At 69.2% G+C, this 15,830-nt stretch carries 12 protein-coding genes and 1 pseudogene; 5 read left to right on the top strand and 8 right to left on the bottom strand.

What is annotated here, in order from left to right:
* Positions 1-394 precede the first annotated feature (394 nt).
* Positions 395-604: a hypothetical protein gene (locus ACFYP5_RS18980; protein ID WP_389037038.1), complete on the top strand. Its 210-nt coding sequence runs from the start codon at positions 395-397 to the stop codon at positions 602-604.
* 275 nt (positions 605-879) lie between these two features.
* On the opposite strand, the gene ACFYP5_RS18975 is transcribed toward ACFYP5_RS18980, so the two are convergent.
* Together ACFYP5_RS18975 and ACFYP5_RS18970 are read right to left on the bottom strand one after the other, a co-directional pair.
* Complete coding sequence (locus ACFYP5_RS18975; protein WP_389037036.1) at positions 880-1,320, bottom strand: VOC family protein; 441 nt, start codon at positions 1,318-1,320, stop codon at positions 880-882.
* An 830-nt stretch (positions 1,321-2,150) separates the two neighbouring features.
* Positions 2,151-2,708 carry a hypothetical protein gene (locus ACFYP5_RS18970; protein ID WP_389037034.1) on the bottom strand — a complete coding sequence of 186 codons (558 nt, stop codon included), beginning with the start codon at positions 2,706-2,708 and terminating at the stop codon, positions 2,151-2,153.
* 469 nt (positions 2,709-3,177) lie between these two features.
* Between ACFYP5_RS18970 and ACFYP5_RS18965 the strand changes: the two genes are divergently transcribed.
* On the top strand, positions 3,178-5,502 hold the full coding sequence (locus tag ACFYP5_RS18965) for a phosphocholine-specific phospholipase C (protein WP_389037031.1): 2,325 nt from the start codon (positions 3,178-3,180) through the stop codon (positions 5,500-5,502).
* 92 nt (positions 5,503-5,594) lie between these two features.
* On the opposite strand, the gene ACFYP5_RS18960 is transcribed toward ACFYP5_RS18965, so the two are convergent.
* Positions 5,595-7,685 (bottom strand): SpoIIE family protein phosphatase, encoded by a 2,091-nt coding sequence (locus tag ACFYP5_RS18960; RefSeq protein ID WP_389037028.1) that lies wholly within the window; start codon positions 7,683-7,685, stop codon positions 5,595-5,597.
* Positions 7,686-8,053: 368 nt separating this feature from the next.
* On the opposite strand from ACFYP5_RS18960, the gene ACFYP5_RS18955 reads away from it, so the two are divergent.
* Positions 8,054-8,839: a VOC family protein gene (locus ACFYP5_RS18955; RefSeq protein WP_389037025.1), complete on the top strand. Its 786-nt coding sequence runs from the start codon at positions 8,054-8,056 to the stop codon at positions 8,837-8,839.
* Positions 8,840-9,099: 260 nt separating this feature from the next.
* Here the strand turns inward: ACFYP5_RS18955 and ACFYP5_RS18950 are convergent, their stop codons facing one another.
* The 5 genes from ACFYP5_RS18950 to ACFYP5_RS18930 all read right to left on the bottom strand — a co-directional run bounded on the left by ACFYP5_RS18950 (position 9,100) and on the right by ACFYP5_RS18930 (position 14,863).
* Positions 9,100-10,248, bottom strand: coding sequence for a PP2C family protein-serine/threonine phosphatase (locus ACFYP5_RS18950; protein ID WP_389037023.1), 1,149 nt, complete (start codon positions 10,246-10,248; stop codon positions 9,100-9,102).
* Between the two features lie 237 nt (positions 10,249-10,485).
* The gene (locus ACFYP5_RS18945; RefSeq protein ID WP_389037021.1) at positions 10,486-12,939 is read right to left on the bottom strand and encodes a SpoIIE family protein phosphatase; all 2,454 of its coding nucleotides are present in this window, start codon (positions 12,937-12,939) and stop codon (positions 10,486-10,488) included.
* 71 nt (positions 12,940-13,010) lie between these two features.
* Positions 13,011-13,847: a VOC family protein gene (locus tag ACFYP5_RS18940; RefSeq protein WP_389037018.1), complete on the bottom strand. Its 837-nt coding sequence runs from the start codon at positions 13,845-13,847 to the stop codon at positions 13,011-13,013.
* A 34-nt stretch (positions 13,848-13,881) separates the two neighbouring features.
* Positions 13,882-14,208 carry a plasmid stabilization protein gene (locus ACFYP5_RS18935; protein WP_389037016.1) on the bottom strand — a complete coding sequence of 109 codons (327 nt, stop codon included), beginning with the start codon at positions 14,206-14,208 and terminating at the stop codon, positions 13,882-13,884.
* A gap of 247 nt (positions 14,209-14,455) precedes the next feature.
* Positions 14,456-14,863 carry a DUF2795 domain-containing protein gene (locus ACFYP5_RS18930; RefSeq protein ID WP_389037014.1) on the bottom strand — a complete coding sequence of 136 codons (408 nt, stop codon included), beginning with the start codon at positions 14,861-14,863 and terminating at the stop codon, positions 14,456-14,458.
* Positions 14,864-15,210: 347 nt separating this feature from the next.
* Here ACFYP5_RS18930 and ACFYP5_RS18925 point away from each other — a divergent pair, with 347 nt between their 5' ends.
* Positions 15,211-15,519 carry a hypothetical protein gene (locus ACFYP5_RS18925; RefSeq protein WP_389037013.1) on the top strand — a complete coding sequence of 103 codons (309 nt, stop codon included), beginning with the start codon at positions 15,211-15,213 and terminating at the stop codon, positions 15,517-15,519.
* Between the two features lie 160 nt (positions 15,520-15,679).
* Positions 15,680-15,802, top strand: a pseudogene (locus ACFYP5_RS18920) (transcriptional regulator); the annotation flags it as partial.
* Positions 15,803-15,830: the final 28 nt, after the last annotated feature.

Raw genomic sequence — 15,830 nt, 5'->3', positions numbered from 1 at the left:
GGAGATCCGCGACGACATCCACGAAGCCTTCCTCACGCTCGCATGCGCACTCATCTGCTGGCGACGCCTGAAGTCATTGCGATAGGAGTTCTTAGCGCCTTCCGCTATGGGGTCGACTCGGCGAAGCGCCGGCCGGGCGGACGCGAATCCTGAGATCAACGTTTGACACACCAACGGCAGCAAACACTCGCGGTTACGGCCGATCACCAGCGATCGCCACGACCGGTGAACCAGCTGGATCCCTCGGCGTACCAGGGATGCCGGACCGTCCTGATATGGATGAGACCACAGCTTCCCTTCCGCCGAAGCAGCACTGCCGCAAGGTCAGGCCCCGACTCGCCCCACGTCGCTCCTACAGCGGGTATCCACATCTGGCGAGTGAGATCATCCGCAGATGGCAGACGCACAGCTACCCCCGGGGTGGACCCTTCAGCAGATCGCCGACGTATCCGGCGACCAAGAGGCTGTCGTCCTGGATCCAGACCGGGCGGTGAAGTGGGTCGCCTTCGACGGAGCCGACGAGGTGTTGCAACCAGAGATCGTTCTCGGGTTCCACAGCCTGTGCCTCGTGAAGCCTGTCCATGACATACGACGATCTATGTGAGGCGCTACGTGGCCTGTAGCGGTATGCCGGCTGAGTGTCTGGCTGCGCTTCATACGGACCCAGAGCAAGGCGCACACCACGGACGCTCGCGGACGGTCCGCCCAGGGCACGAGCAGTTTGGCTTGCGGGGACGCCCGCATTGCTTCGGGACGAAGACGTCGCACAAATTGCGAAGTTGCCGCCACGCTAATGAACGACTTCAGAGGTGGCCAGCCGCCTCTCTCCGGGAGTCATCTCATGGCTTCCGTTCGGCTGCATGGTTCGGTTCCTCCTTCTCAGCGCAGTTGCTCGGCCAGTCCGACGATGATGCCCTCCGGGCCGCGGAGGTAGCAGAGCAGATAGCTGTCCTCGAACCGGGCGATCTCGCCGACGAGTTCGGCGCCGTGAGGGCGCAGGCGGGCAACGGTGTCCTCGATGTCGTCGACGGCGAACATGACGCGGTGCGTGCCCAGAATGTTGTGCGGCCGGTTGCGCGGCTCGGCGCTGATCGCCGCGGGGCTGCGGTACTTCGCCAGCTCCAGCCGGCTGTGACCGTCCGGGGTCCGGACCATCGCGATGTCACAGCGGACGCCGTCGAGTCCGGTGCACTGGTCGGCGAAGACGCCCTTGACCTCCGCCCTGCCCTCCAGCTCCATACCGAGTTCCACGAAGAACGCGATGGCGGCATCCATGTCCTCGACGACGATGCCGACGTTGTCCATCCGCTGAATCGCCATGCTGGTTTCTCCTTCTTCCTCGTGCGGCCGGTGGTGGCCGCTGATGCCCCTGGGACGGAGCCGGTGGGACGTTCTCTACATCCGCAGACCGCCGAACTCCGAAAAATCTGGATCGCGCCTCAGGTGGGATTCATCCGGATGTACCAACTCGCCGCCGGCACGATGCGAATGGCTCCCACGAAGGCCGACACCGTGGTTGCCGCGCTGTGCGAGGTATAGATCAGAGCAGGCATGCTCAGCCAGATACCCGGCAGGAGCGGCCGTAGCCAGTGGACGTTGGCGCCCCCTGTCGAATACGTGTCGAAGGCGCCGATCCATCGCGTTCGGCGTCCGTGGAGCACCAGGTCAGGAGGGGTGCGCCGACGATCACGCCAGGCGCCTTCCGAAGCGGGTGTCGCAGGTTCGAATCCTGCCGGGACACCAGCCAAAAGTCCCCGGACCAATCATGATCCGGGGCGTCTTGACCGCACCAATCCGACAGCCGTCGCCTCGGAGTGTTGGCAGGCCGAGTCATCGCGTGGGTTTCATGACGTGCCCCAACGCGACAAGTCCGATACCGACCACCAGCAGCGAAGGGGAGTGTTGATTCCAGCTCACCACCATGAGCAGGGCCACACACACTCTGGGTTGCCGCACCAGCCGGGGAGCCACTGGCCAGGTATACGGCCAGGAAGCAGCGCATGTACTCCAAGGGCGGCAGAGCTCGCCCGACAGCCCAACTACCGCTGGCTCGACCGGCCGGTGACCGATGCCGTGCTGGAGGAGGCTTACCGCGCGAACGCTCGCGTCCTTGGTGCACAGCCGGTAGCGCGGAGAGTACGTATGGCAGCTCAGCTCAGCTCGAACGAGCTGGCCCGGTTCTGGCAGCCGTCCTTGCGTAGGTCCGCCTGCATGTGAATCCACCGGTTGCCGCACTCGCCCTCGAAATTGATGTCGGACGAGAACCACACATCGCAGTGCGTGCCGTTGCCCATCTGCGTGGTCACCGAACTGACCCTGTCGTTCCAATCTCCAGGCATCTCCGCAAGACGCAAGTCCTTGTCGCCGGTGGATGCGGTGCAGTCCCTCGGCATGATGATGACCAGCGTGTCGCCGGTCCTGTTGTTGTACCCGAGCCCGTCGTAGAACACAGCCACGCCATAGCCCACAGAATTGGCGTAACGCAGCGACTCCGCATACGAGATGTGGGTCCCCATCGCCCCGTTCAGGGCGTTGTAGGTCTCGTGGAACGGAGCAGCCTGAGCCCCATCCGGCGCAGTCGGTGCCCCGGCAGGACGCGCGAACGGAGCAACAGGCGCCGCGAGAGACGACCCCTGACTCAATGCTGTCGCCCCTAAAGCCAGGACCAAGACCGCCAGGATCCGGCCGACCACATTTGTGATCTTCACTCGCTTCCTCCTTACCCCCGGACCTCACAACGCGTGAGCCCGGCCACCGCCACAGCGGCTCTGAGGTATACCCGCGAATCCATACCCACCCTCAGCAGTCGTCATCCGGGCACATGAGACGGCTACGCCCACCTGCTGGATGCCAGCAGCTCGACCGCAGTCCCGCCGTCCTGGTGTGGGACGACTTGAACACGCACGTCAGCCGCACCATGCACTGGCTGATTGCCGCCCAGGTGAAGACCCGCCTCAAACGGTTGCAGTACCAACGCGCGGCCTCACGAGCCCGGCGCCGTGTTCGGCGCTGTTCATGCCGATCTTCCGCACGGTCGGTCCGGGTTCATCACGCCTTCCTAGCCTGTGCTGGCTGCAGCCGTCACCACACGGGAAACACCCGGCCTCGGAGGCCGATGTGTTTCCGGAGCCGGTCCCTGTCCGGGCGCAGCCCCTCCGCCGAGCGAAGGAATGTGTCATGCCCTCACCAACCAGTAGACGCGACTTTCTCCGCCGGTCGGCCACGACTCTGGGGGCGGCGGCCGCCGCGTCCGCGCTCCCCGGATCCATCAGCCGGGCCCTCGCCGTCGACGCGGCCGTCCGCACGGGAACCGTCAAGGACGTCGAGCACGTCGTGATCCTGATGCAGGAGAACCGCGGCTTCAACCACTACTTCGGCACGATGCGCGGCGTGCGCGGCTTCGGTGACCGGTTCCCGATCCCGCTCGAGAGCGGCAAGCCGGTCTGGTACCAGTCGGATGGCGCGCGGGAGATCCCGCCGTACCACCTCGACCCCGAGCGCTCCAGCGCCCTCCTCATACCCTCGACGCCGCACTCGTTCGCCGACGCGCAGGCGGCGTGGAACCAGGGCAAGCTCGGCCACTGGCCGAAGTACAAGACCGAGTACTCCATGGGGTACTACCGGCGCGACGACATCCCCTTCCAGTTCGCCCTCGCCGAGGCGTTCACCATCTGCGACTCCTACCACTGCTCCATCACCACCGGCACCGACCCCAACCGCGTCACGTTCTGGTCGGGTTCCAACTTCAACCCCGAACTCGGCCGCCAGGGCGTCAACTCCGGCCCCGACCAGTCCGAGCCCAACAATCTCCGGTGCTGGATCACCGGCAAGTGGGTGCCGGACGCGTGGCCGCAGACCTACAAGTACGCGAGCAACGCGTTCGCCTGGGACACCATCCCGGATGTACTGGAGCGCGCCGGCGTCAGCTGGCACATCTACCAGGACATGAACGACAACTGGACCGGCGCGATGAACGGCTGCCTGGCGTTCGAGAGCTTCCGCAACGCCCAGCCGGGCACGCCGGTGTACGAGCACGGCATGACCGGTGGCCCCGACTTCCTGGACCGGCTCCGCCAGGACGTGCTCGACGGCACCCTGCCGCAGGTCTCCTGGGTGCTGACGACCGCCTCCAACTCCGAGCACCCTGGAGCGGGTTCCAGCCCGACGCACGGCGGCAACTTCACCGCCGACGTGCTGGACGCGCTGACCGCCGACCCGGAGGTGTGGAGCAAGACCGTCTTCCTGCTCACCTTCGACGAGAACGACGGCCTCTTCGACCACGTCCCCGCACCGGCCGTCCCGTCGTACAACCTCGACGGCACCCTCGCCGGCAAGTCGACGGTCCCGGTGGGTGGCGAGTACTTCGACGCGTCCGGCAAGCCGTCGTCGTGGCTCAAGGCCGACGACACGGTCACCGGGACGACCCGCCCGTGGGGCATGGGCCCGCGCGTGCCGCTCTACGTCGTCTCCCCGTGGAGCCGGGGCGGCTGGGTCGACTCCGAGGTGTTCGACCACACCTCGGTCGGCATGTTCCTCGAGCAGCGCTTCGGCGTCCGGATCGACGCGATCAGCCCGTGGCACCGCGCCGTCTCCGGTGACCTCACCTCGGCGTTCGACTTCAAGCACCCCAACAAGCAGCGGTTCCCGGAACTCCCCGACCAGAGCGACTGGGCCGCCTCCGACGCCCACCAGCGCACCCTGCCGTCGCCGAAGGCGCCGACGGCACCGGAGCCGCTGTTCCAGGAGCGCGGGCCGCGCTACTCCCGCGCGCTGCCGTACGAACTCCACACCGACGCCTCCACCGACCACGGCGCGGGCACGGTCACCCTCCAGTTCCGCAACTCCGGTCACAAGGGCGCCGTCTTCCACGTGTACGACAGGCTTCACCTCGACCGGATCCCGCGGCGTTACACCGTCGAGGCCGGGAAGCGGCTCGCCGACGTGTGGGACGCCATGGCGACGGACTCGGGCGCGTACGACCTCGAGGTCCACGGTCCGGGCGGCTTCTTCCGTTCCTTCGCCGGCAATGCGGCCTCCGAGGCCGGCCCGGAGCTCCGGGTTCGGTACGACCGTCACCGCAAGTCCGTCGTCCTCAGCGTGCACAATCCCGGGCCGAAGGCGGTCACGCTGCACGTCGAGCCCCACGCCTACCGCTTCACCGAGCCCCGGACCGTCCATGTGCCGTCCCGCAAGGAGGTCGAGCGGCGCTGGTCGGTGAACCCGAGCGGTCACTGGTACGACTTCACCGTCACCGTGGACGGCTCGTCGCACGAGCGCCGCTTCGCCGGCCGCGTGGAAACCGGCGGGGACGGCATCAGCGACCCGGCCATGGCAGCCCACATCCAGCAGGTGGAGATTCCCGTAGCCGGGCGTCGCTGCGACACCACCCCGGCGGCGCCCGAGCAGGCCGCGGCGCATCCGGTGCGCACCACTGCGGGTTCAGATCTCTACGACATCCTCGTGGAGATCGACGTCGTGGCCGAGCTGCCCGAGGCCGGCTGAAGGGCAACGGGGGTGGTGTCCGGCGGGGGACACCACCCCCACGCCGGCGTCGGCCTCGCGCCGCGACGGCTTCCGCCGGCCGTCGGAGCCGGTCACCCCGCCGAGGGCTCGAAGGGATGTGCCCGGGCGATGAGCAGGGCGACGTCATCCGGGTCGTCGGGACTCCGCAACTCCTGAAGGAGCCGGTCGCAGTTCCTCTCCAGGGAACGGTCGGGCGCGTCCAGCACGCGGAGGAGAGTCTTGAGGCGATTGTCGATGGGGTCGTGGCGGGTTTCGACCAGTCCGTCGGTGTACAGGACCAGCTGGTCGCCTGGGCCGAGGTCGAAGGTGGTGGTCTCGAAGGGGACGCCGCCCACTCCCAACGGGATGCCGGTGGGCAGGTCGAGCAGTTCCGGATGCCGGCCACCGCGCACGAGGACGGGGGGCAGGTGGCCGGCGGTGGCGATGTGGCACTCGGCGCGGTGTGGGTCGTAGACGGCGTACACGCAGGTGGCGATGGGGTGCCCCAGCCCTGAGGTGATCTTGTCCAGGTGCTGGAGAACCTCGGCGGGGTCCAGGTCGAGGTCGGCGAAGGCACTGGTGGCGGCACGCAGGCGTCCCATGGTGGCGGCGGCGCCGATGCCGCTGCCCATGACGTCGCCCACGACGAGTGCGCTCTTGTCGCCATCGAGCGGCAGGACGTCGTACCAGTCACCGCCGACCTCGAATGCGGCCTGTGCGGGCAGGTACCGGGAGGCCACCTCCAGGCCGGGCAGGCGGGGCGGATGTTCCGGAAGGAGGCTGCGCTGCAAGGTCTCGGCGGCGTTGCGCACCCTCTGGTGCGAGCAGGCGTTGTCGATGCACATGGCGGTGCGAGAGGCCAGCTCACCGGCGAGGGCGAGGTCGTCCTCGTCGAAGGGCTGCGGGTTGCGCGCACGGGTGAGACCCAGGAAGCCGAGGATCTGGCCGCGCGCGGTGAGCGGGACCGCGATGTAGGAGTGCACGCCGGCGCGGGCCATCAGGGCAGCGGCATGGTCGTCGCGGGCGATGCGCGCCAGGTCGTTGTCATCCGCTTGGGTGATCAGGATCGGGCGGCCGGTGCGTACGCATTCGGTGGCCAGTCGTCCGGTGCCGTAAGCGGCCAGGTGGCCGGGTGGGTCGGCGGCCTCAGCGGCTTCGGTCGGGTATGCGGCCTTGACCGCGAGGGCGCGAAAGAGCGCGGGGCCCTCGCGAGCTGCCAGCTGACAGTCCCCGAGGACGGAATCCAGGACGTCGACCGCGACCACGTCGGCGAGCTCGGGAACGGTGACCTCGGCCAGCTCCCGGGCGGTCTTCCCCACCTCCAAGGTGGTGCCGATGCGAACGGAGCTGTCGGCGATCAGAGCCAGACGCCACCGGGCCTTGGCGGCCTCCATGGCTGCCTGATGCCGGTCGGTGGCATCCACCACCAGTTCGGCCACCCCGAGGACCCGCCCCTGGGGGTCCTCCAGCCGGTACAACGAGATCGACCAGGCATGCTCGTGCTGCGGGTCGGCGGGGCTGCGGCCGACGATGGTGGACTGGTCGACCATGGGCGTCCCGGTGTCCAGGACCTGCCGCATCGCGGCCTCGACCACCCCGAACTTCGCGGAGGTCATGATCTCGCGGTAGTCCCTGCCGAGGTGGTCATCGGCGGGCATGCCGTGCATCCGCTCCAAGGCGGGGTTGACGGACACGTACCGCAGGCCGGTGTCGAGGATCGCCAGCCCCATGGGGGACTGGGAGATCAGCCGGGTGGACAACGCGACGTCCCGCTCCACCTCACGCAACGTCGACTCGTCGGTGGCGAGCCCGAGGGCGTAGAAGTCGCCCCGGTCGTCCAGCAGTCTCGTGTTACGGAACTCCACCAGCCGGGCGCTGCCGTCCTTGTGCCGGACGGGGAACGCTCCGGCCCAGCTCTCACCGGTCCCCATGACGTGGGCGAACAGCTTGATCATCAGTTCCCGGTGCTGTTCGTGGACGAGCACCTGCACCGCGTACCGCCCGAGCACTTCATCAGCGGCGTATCCGAACACCTTCTCGGCCTGCGGGCTCCACAGGACGATCCGCCCGTCGCCGTCCAGCAGCAGCGCCGCGAAACCGAGGAGGTCCACCAGCCCGCTCGGCTGCGACGACCGTGCCCCCGGCCGGCCGCCGTCGGCCACGCCCCCTTCGAGCTCGCTCACCCGGGCACTCCTTCCACCGGCCGGCCGCGGGGGCGCTCCCACGCCCCGATCCGTGGCCTGACCACTTACCTGCCGCCTGTCCCCCGTTCGCCGAGAGCTTCAGTTTCCATGGTCCCCCGGATCGATCGGGCACACATCCGTCCGTACGGGGGCGTCGGACCAAGCCCAGCCGATGCTCCCTTCGGCCGACAGGCGTGCGGTGGCCGCGCGGTCCCCCGGGGCCGCCGGGGCGGCCACGACACCGTGTGTGCCCGCACCAAAAGAATTGACCATATGTTCGAATTCTTTACCCGCCAGGGCTCACGAACAACGAATAGCGTGGCCGGCCAGTCACCAGTCATGTCCCTCGACCAGGAGGCAGTCAGACCATGGCCGCAAATGAAGGCGCGCCCTGTTGGGCCGACGCGATGTTCCCCGACCTGGAGGCCGCCAAGGGCTTCTACGGTGAACTGCTGGGCTGGACCTTCGGCGAGTCGTCGGAGGAGTACGGCAACTACACGCAGACGTACTCGGGCGGCAAGAATGTCGCCGCCCTCTCCCCCCAGATGCCCGGCTGGGAAGGCCCGCCGGCCTGGAGCATCTACATGGCGTCGTCGGACGTCGACGCCACCGCCGCCAAGATCCGCGACAACGGCGGCGAGTTGATGATGGAGCCCATGTCCGTGGGCGAGTTCGGCAAGATGCTGATGGCCAAGGACCCGAGCGGCGTCGTCTTCGGCGTCTGGCAGGCGGGTACGCACAAGGGCTTCGAGAAGCAGGGCGTGCCCGGCGCGTTCTGCTGGGCCGAGGTGACCACACGCGATGCGGAGAAGGCCGACGCCTTCTTCCCCGAGGTCTTCGGCTACGGCGTCAAGGCCATGCAGGACGACGCCGTCGACTTCAAGCTCTACGACCTCGATGGCGACACCGCGCTCGGCCGGATGAAGATGACGAAGGACTGGTCGGACGAGGTCCCTCCGTACATCAACGTCTACTTCGCCGTCGACAACTGCGACGACGCGATCGCCACCGTCACCGCACACGGCGGCCAAGTGCACTTCGGCCCGCACGACAGCCCGTTCGGCCGCTTCGCGGCCGTCTCCGACCCGCAGGGCGCGACCTTCTCCGTGATCGACCTCAACACGACGAAGGGTGAAATGCCCAAGATCACCTGAGTCACGGGTAACCGCCGCCCCTCCCTGCTCCGGTCCGCAGCCCGCTCGTGCCGCGGACCGGAGCAGCCGGCTCGAGGGCACCACCCACGGCAGTGAACAACCGCGCGTGCGCGGTCACTCGAACGAGCGCTGACACAGCACCGGCTGCACGGTGTGTGCCCGACGGACGACCACTGATCGCCGTGGACCCTCCTGGTTCCACGGCTTCGGCGGCGGCTCGCCCGGCTCACCTCCCGTGGTCCGGTTCCGGAGCCATGGCATCACTCGTCGGCATGGAAGATCCTTCCGTGGGTGCGGTCCCGGTGGTGAGCGGGTGGCAGGTTGATCGCGATGAGGGCGGCGTCGTCACCGAGGCGCCCGCCGGCATGAGCGAGGAGATCACGCTGGATGTGGTGCAGGAGCGCCTTGGGGTTGCACTCGGTCCACTGTGCCGCGCGCTGCGCGAACGGATAGAACTCACCGGCCCGGTCGCGGGCCTCGATGACGCCGTCGGTGCACAGGACAAGGGTGTCGCCGTCCTCGAAGGTGAACACATCGAGGGTGTGGGCCTGTCGCATCAGGCCGAGCCCCAGCGGGGGCGCGGGGTGCAGGCTCGGGACGGTCACGGAGTGGCCGGGGCTGAGCAGCAGGGGCGGGGGGTGCCCGCAGCTGGTCATCCTGGTGATGTGGTCGTCGTCGGGGATCTCCAGCAGCAGGGCGGTGACGAAACGTTCCCCGACCTCACCCTCCGGCTCGGAGAATTCTGCCTGGTAGCGGTCCACGCTCCGATCCAGGGCGTCGGCCAGTGCGGGCAGGGACGTGTGTTGGTGGGCGGCCTCGCGGAAGGCGCCGAGGAGCAGTGCTGCCTCTCCGATGGCCGCCAGGCCCTTGCCACGCACATCCCCGATCATCACTCGGGTACCGCCGTCGGTACGGGTCGCCGCGTACAGGTCACCGCCGATCTCGGCCTCGTCCTCGGCGGCCAGATACAGGCAGGCGGTGCGCAGTGGACCGATCCGGTCCGGGAGGGGCCACAGCAGCACGTGCTGCGCGGCCTCGGCCACCGACCGCACCTGGGCCAGTTTCCTTTCGCGCCGCTCGCGCACCACGCAGAAGCACACGATCAGACATGAGAGCACTGCCAACGCGACGATCTGCACCACCACGTTGCGGGAGAAGTGCGCGCCGAAGTGCCAGCCGATGTACGCCTGGGCCACCACGGCGAGGAGTCCGATCGCGCCGGTCAGCCGGGGGCCGGCGAACGAGGCGGTGATCGCCGGTGCGATGACCAGCAGCGGACCGAGGTGTACGTCGGCCGGTACCAGGATGTCCACGACCGTGATCACCACGATGAGCGCGATCGGGATCACCAGCAGCGCATGGCTCGACTGCCATGGCCGCCAACCGGCAAAGGGCTGCCCGCCTCCCATAACCTCCACAGTGCACCGTCCGGGGGAGGCTGACGAGTCAGGCACACCATGAAGACCGGCCCCGGCGGGGTGGTGAACGGCCACGCGGCGGCCGTCGAGCAGGTGCATACGCGCGCTCCGACAAGGTGCTGCCGCTGCCGCCGCCCGCCCGTCAGGGATCACGCGACAGGCCTTGGTCCTCCGCCTCCTTGAAGGCGATCCTCGGCGACCGCGCGGCCTCGGCCCGAGTCCCGCAACTCAGTGCGGAAGGGACAGCTCGGCCCAGATGATCTTGCCGCGTGCGGCGTAGCGGGTGCCCCAGTGGTCGGTGAGCTGGGCGACGAGGAACAGGCCGCGACCACCCTCGTCGTCGCTCTGGGCCCGGCGCAGATGTGGGGCCGTGCTGTTGCCGTCGGACACTTCGCAGATCAGGTTCTGATCGTGGATCAGGCGTAGCCGGATGGGCGGCTTGCCGTAGCGGATGGCGTTGGTGACCAGCTCGCTGACCACCAGTTCGGCGACGTACGCCAGGTCCTGCAGCCCCCACAGGTCCAGCTGGCGGGTGGCCGCGGCCCGCGCGTCCACCACGATGGCGGGATCCAGCGGCAGATCCCAGGAAGCCACGCGGTCCGGGCCGAGTGCGCGGGTGCGGGCGATCAGCAGCGCGACATCGTCCGGCGGCCGGAACGGCAGCAGCGCCACGGTCAGCTGGTCGCAGATGTCCTCGAGCGCAGGCTTCGGTTGGGACAGGATGCGGCGCAGCGAGTCGAGGCCGATGTCGATGTCCTGGTCCCGGGCCAGGATCAGCCCGTTGGTGTACAGGACGAGCAGGCTGCCCTCGGCAAGATCCAGTTCGGTCGTCTCGAACGGCAGTCCCCCCAGACCCAGCGGAGGCCCTGCGGGCACCTCCGGGAACTCGACGCAGCCACCCGGGCCCGCCACAGCGGGCGGGTAGTGGCCGGCACTGGCGAGCGTGCAGTGCCGCTCGGCAGGGTCGTACACCGCGTAGAGGCAGGTGGCCCCGATGGCGGTCCCGCCGTCATGGGGTTCGTCGCGGCCCACGCCTTCCTCCTCGGCGAGGCGGGCCACGAGGTCGTCGAGATGGGTGAGCAGTTCGTCGGGCGGCAGGTCCAGATCGGCCAGGGTGTGTACCGCGGCACGCAGCCGCCCCATGGTGGCGGAGGCCTGTACTCCGTGTCCGGGCACATCCCCCACCACCAGGGCGACGCGGGCCCCGGAGAGCGGGATCACGTCGAACCAGTCCCCGCCCAGATCGGTGTCCGAGCCGGCGGGCTGGTAGCGGCCGGCGACCTCCACCGCGTTGAGCACCGGCAGGCGTTGCGGGAGCAGGCTGCGCTGCAGGGCCAGGGCGGTGTTGCGTTCGCGCGTGTAGCGGCGGGCGTTGTCCATGGAGAGGGCGGCCCGGGAGACGAGTTCGGCGGCCAGGGTGACGTCGTCGTCGTCGAAGGCCTCGACGTCCCGCCACCGGTAGAAGGTGGCCACGCCCATCAGGACGTTCCGCGCGGTCAGGGGTACGGCGATGATCGAGTGGACCTCGGTGGCGCGGATGATCTCGGCCCGCCTGGGATCCTCGTCCAGCCATGGCGCCGTGGGGTCCAGGTGAGCGATGAATTTCACCTCGAGATCGGCCATGCACAGGGCCTGGGGCGAGGCCGGACCGAACCGGCTCAGGTCGCCCACGGCCAACGCCTTCGGCGGCCGCGTCGACTCGGAAACGGTCTCGTGGGCCGCCCGACGCAATGTGAGGCCCTGGTCGGGTGGGCCGGGTGTGGGCGTGTCGCCCCGGAGCACCGAGTCCAGCAGATCCACCGTCACGCTGTCCGCCAGTCGGTGGAGCGCCACGTCGGCCAGTTCCTTCGCGGTGCGCCCCACATCCAGAGTGGTGCCGATACGTATGCTCGCCTCGTTGATCAGCTGCATCCGTTCCTTGGCGCGGTGGGCATCGGTGATGTCGACGACCGCGTGGCACAGTCCGAGCACCGTTCCCTCGGAGTCCTGGAGCCGGAAGATCCCGGTGGACCAGACGTGCTCGCGGCTGGGTTCGGCCGGAGTGAGGCCGCGTTGGATGAAGTCGAGCACCGGTTCGCCGGTGGCCAGGACGCGTTTCATCACCGTCTCGACCTCGGCGACGTTGAGGTCGGGCAGCGCCTCGCTGATCTTCTTGCCCAGCCGCTCCCCGATCGGCACACCGGTCATCCGCTCCAGCGCCAGATTGCGCCGGGTGCAGCGGAGATCGGTGTCGGAGACCAACAGGCCGACCGGCGACTGGTTGAACAGGCCGGACAGCACCGCGAGGTCTTCCTCCCACCGCCGCGTCTCGGCCTCCTCGGCGGCCAGCAGCAGCCAGAACCGCGCCTCGTCCGGGCCCACGCAGGGGTGTGCCCGCAGGGCCACCGCCAGGTCTCGGCCGTCTCTGCACCGCAGAGTGGCACCGACCTGCCGCCCCCGCGCCGCCTCGCCGCTCAGGTCGGCGGCTGCCATGAGGACTGCTGCGCGGCCGGCAGCGGCGAGCAGGGACGCAGCAGGCTGCCCCAGAACCTCGGCAGCCCCGTAGCCCAGCAGCTGCTCCGCACCCGCACTCCACCCGATGAGAAGCCCGCGGGCGTCCATCACGGCTGCGGCCGCTCGAGTCGCAGCGAACGGGCTGCCGGACGCACTGCCGACCTCGGTGTGGTGCGTGTCCGGTGCCATGCACCCCGTCCTTGCCGTGTCGTCCTCAGAGACCTTCCCAAGACAGTCCTGCTGCGCGAACGCACTCACGATTATCGTCCGCCGTGTCCGAATGAGCCTTTCCTGGTCACCGGACCGGCCGGGGCCGACCCGGTGGAGACGGTGAAGAGACCTCCACCGGGGTCGCTGATGACGGACTCGGTCCCGCCGCCCGGGGACGGAGCCGGTGGAGTGGCGCTCCCTCCTGCCGCGTGTGCGGCGGCGACGACCGGTTCCACGTCGTCGACCCGGAAGTGCACGTGCCAGCGTGGCCGCACGCGGGGGTCGGGAGACTCCCCGACGCCGCCTCCGCGCACGGTGGCCACGGTGTTCTTGACCTGCCGCACGGTGACGGTGTCGTTCTCGTAGGCGTAGGCGACCTCGCAGCCGCCGGGCTCGCCGGAGGCCCAGTCGAAGATCTCTGCGTAGAACATGGCGGCGTCGAACGCGTCCCGGGTGCGTAGCTCGAGAAAGGCCGGCGGGTTGCCGTGCTCGTCCGACCAGCGAAGGGCCCGGCCTTCCCAGAAGCCGAAGACGGCTCCGTCACGGTCGGCTGCCACCGCGCCCCGGCCCAGGCCGAATCGCACCGGGCCGACGGCGACGGTGCCGCCGCGCTCACGCACCCGGGCCGCGGTGACGTCGGCGTCAGCCACGGCGAAGTACGGGGTCCACGACCCGGCCACGGGCCGGCCGGGCGCCACTTCGCCCAGCCCGGCCACCGGCTGCCCGTGGGCAAAGGCGACCGAGAAGCCCGTTCCCAGGCTGCCCTGCCGGAACTCCCATCCCAGAACGGCCGAGTAGAAGTCCTGCGTGGCGCGCAGGTCGCGGGTCATGAGGTTCACCCAGCACGGTGTTCCGCACACCGGCGCGACGTGCCCTGTGGGCGTCATCAGTGTTGTCTCCTCGCCCCCGCACGATGTGCTGTCAGCGGCCGAGCGCCTCGCGCAACTCCTGTTTGTTCATCGTCGAGCGGCCCTCGATGTGCTTCTTCTTCGCCTCTTCGTAGAGCTGGTCCTTCGTGGGCCCCTGCGCTCCGCGATGGGACCGCTCACCGCCACGCTGTGAGGCGGATTTCGGATCGCGCAGGGAAGCCCTGCTCGCCGTTTTCGCCTCTCCTGAGCGGGCGCGCTCCTTGTTGACGGTGCGTGCGGCGAGTTCCTTCGCGCGCTCCTCGGAGGCGCCACGTTTCTCGGCACTCTCCTTGATGTGCTCGTACTGCCGCTCCCGCTTACGACTCGATCCTGCCGGCATCACATCGTTCCCTTCCTGCATCCGGCCCTGCGCGCGGCAGCCCGGGTGGCGATTCCCTCGCGCCGTGCGACGTCCTCCGCGGACGCCGCACGCACTCCACCCATACGCCCACAACACCCCGTACGCCACCCGGACGGCACCGGACCCCTGCCGCCGATCCGCCGCAGACCACGGCAAGTTCACGGACCGAGTGGTACCGGCTGCCGCACGAACTCCGAGCTCCGGAAGCACAGTCCGCCGTGCACGTTCACACGCGGGGCCGGTAGCCGAGCGCCCGGACGATCTGCCCGGCGTTCCCGTACCGCTCGTCCGCGGGCAGGTCCCGTACTGCTTCGAGCAGTGGGTCGGGCACATGCTCCTCGGACAGGGTCCGCAGGAGTGATGTGCGGTCGGCGGGGAAGTCGCTGCGGTTCAGATGCCGTGCCAGGTCGGACCTGAGGCGTCCGGCCTCTGCCTCGGCACGCGCCCGGTCCCTTCCTGCACCGGGCGGCGGAACGGGACCGCCGACGTCCACCGTCACATCGTCGTCGGCCGCCGGCTCGGGGTCGTACGACTCCACCGTGTGGGTGGGGTGTCCGGACCTCAGATAGTCCTTGAGCGCGTGCTTCCTCTCGTCGTCCACCCACGGACTGACCTGGCTGCTTCCTCGCTCCATGGTCAAGCACCTCCTAGGCCTCCGTCGCTGACACGGGCGCGACCTCGCTCAGCCTTGGATCTCATTGTGCTCTGAGTGTCCGTCGATGGCGATCTTGCGATCTTGTGGGCTCGATGCGTTCCGCGACCTGTCCCGGGGCCCGGATCCGGGCACGGTCTCCTTCCTCGCCGCCGCAGCGGCGCTGAAAGCCATCGACGCAGCCGTGCGCGGCGCCCGCACCGGCGACGAGGCCGGACCCGCCGACCTCGAGGACCGGATCGGCTCCATCACCCACCGCGCCACGTGCACCGGGCTCCGGCGGCCGGTCCCGAGGGGCAACGGTACGGATGCCGACCGAAACTGGTTCCATGAACCCGTACGAGGGACTGGCAACCGTGAAGCTGGCGGACGGCTCGACAGTCCGCGTGTGGGCCGAAGTCTCGCTCGACGAGAACCCCGACGACACCCCCGGGCCCATCGACACGCCTCGATGGACAGCCCGGCTGACGGCGCCCGGCGGCGAAGCACTGCTGCTCCGAGGCTGCGTGACCCTGATCCTCGACTCCGGTGCCCGCTGGCCGGCCGAGGTGACCCACTCGCACCCGTCGTCCGGACCCCACTCCGCGAACTGGACCGAGGTCAAGGGCGCAGGCCCGGCCGTGAGCAGCACGACGTGATCGCCTGCTGCCCCTGCCTCGCACGGAGCGCACCGGCGATCTCGCTCCCGCGCCCGCTGCACCGGGCGGCGGCCCACAGCGGTGCGTGCCTCTGCGGTTTCCGCCCGGCAGCGGCGGGAGGAAACCGCCGCCCCGGCGCCCGCGGCCGGGCGCTCCCGACGGTCCGGTCCAACAGCGCGATCAGGGGCCCATGCGGGTCGACCCACTGCGGCGGGACGAGTCCCACGCGCGCTTCCCCGGCCTCCTCGAACTGATCCTGCGCGCCGACGGCCCTCGTCCGTGATTTCTGCCACCGGTCGGGGCGGGGCCCT

Origin of the sequence: Streptomyces sp. NPDC005262 (genome assembly GCF_042872425.1) — a bacterium.
Classification (GTDB): Bacteria; Actinomycetota; Actinomycetes; order Streptomycetales; family Streptomycetaceae; genus Streptomyces.
This window is presented reverse-complemented; position numbering and strand designations above follow the sequence as displayed.

Bases quoted from the DNA above. Each gene is read 5' to 3' on its own strand.
- ACFYP5_RS18940 (WP_389037018.1), bottom strand. From the start codon at position 13,847: ATGACGCCCACAGGGCACGTCGCGCCGGTGTGCGGAACACCGTGCTGG.
- ACFYP5_RS18925 (WP_389037013.1), top strand. From the start codon at position 15,211: ATGAACCCGTACGAGGGACTGGCAACCGTGAAGCTGGCGGACGGCTCG.
- ACFYP5_RS18980 (WP_389037038.1), top strand. From the start codon at position 395: ATGGCAGACGCACAGCTACCCCCGGGGTGGACCCTTCAGCAGATCGCC.
- ACFYP5_RS18935 (WP_389037016.1), bottom strand. From the start codon at position 14,208: ATGCCGGCAGGATCGAGTCGTAAGCGGGAGCGGCAGTACGAGCACATC.
- ACFYP5_RS18965 (WP_389037031.1), top strand. From the start codon at position 3,178: ATGCCCTCACCAACCAGTAGACGCGACTTTCTCCGCCGGTCGGCCACG.
- ACFYP5_RS18950 (WP_389037023.1), bottom strand. From the start codon at position 10,248: ATGGGAGGCGGGCAGCCCTTTGCCGGTTGGCGGCCATGGCAGTCGAGC.
- ACFYP5_RS18955 (WP_389037025.1), top strand. From the start codon at position 8,054: ATGGCCGCAAATGAAGGCGCGCCCTGTTGGGCCGACGCGATGTTCCCC.
- ACFYP5_RS18975 (WP_389037036.1), bottom strand. From the start codon at position 1,320: ATGGCGATTCAGCGGATGGACAACGTCGGCATCGTCGTCGAGGACATG.
- ACFYP5_RS18930 (WP_389037014.1), bottom strand. From the start codon at position 14,863: ATGGAGCGAGGAAGCAGCCAGGTCAGTCCGTGGGTGGACGACGAGAGG.
- ACFYP5_RS18945 (WP_389037021.1), bottom strand. From the start codon at position 12,939: ATGGCACCGGACACGCACCACACCGAGGTCGGCAGTGCGTCCGGCAGC.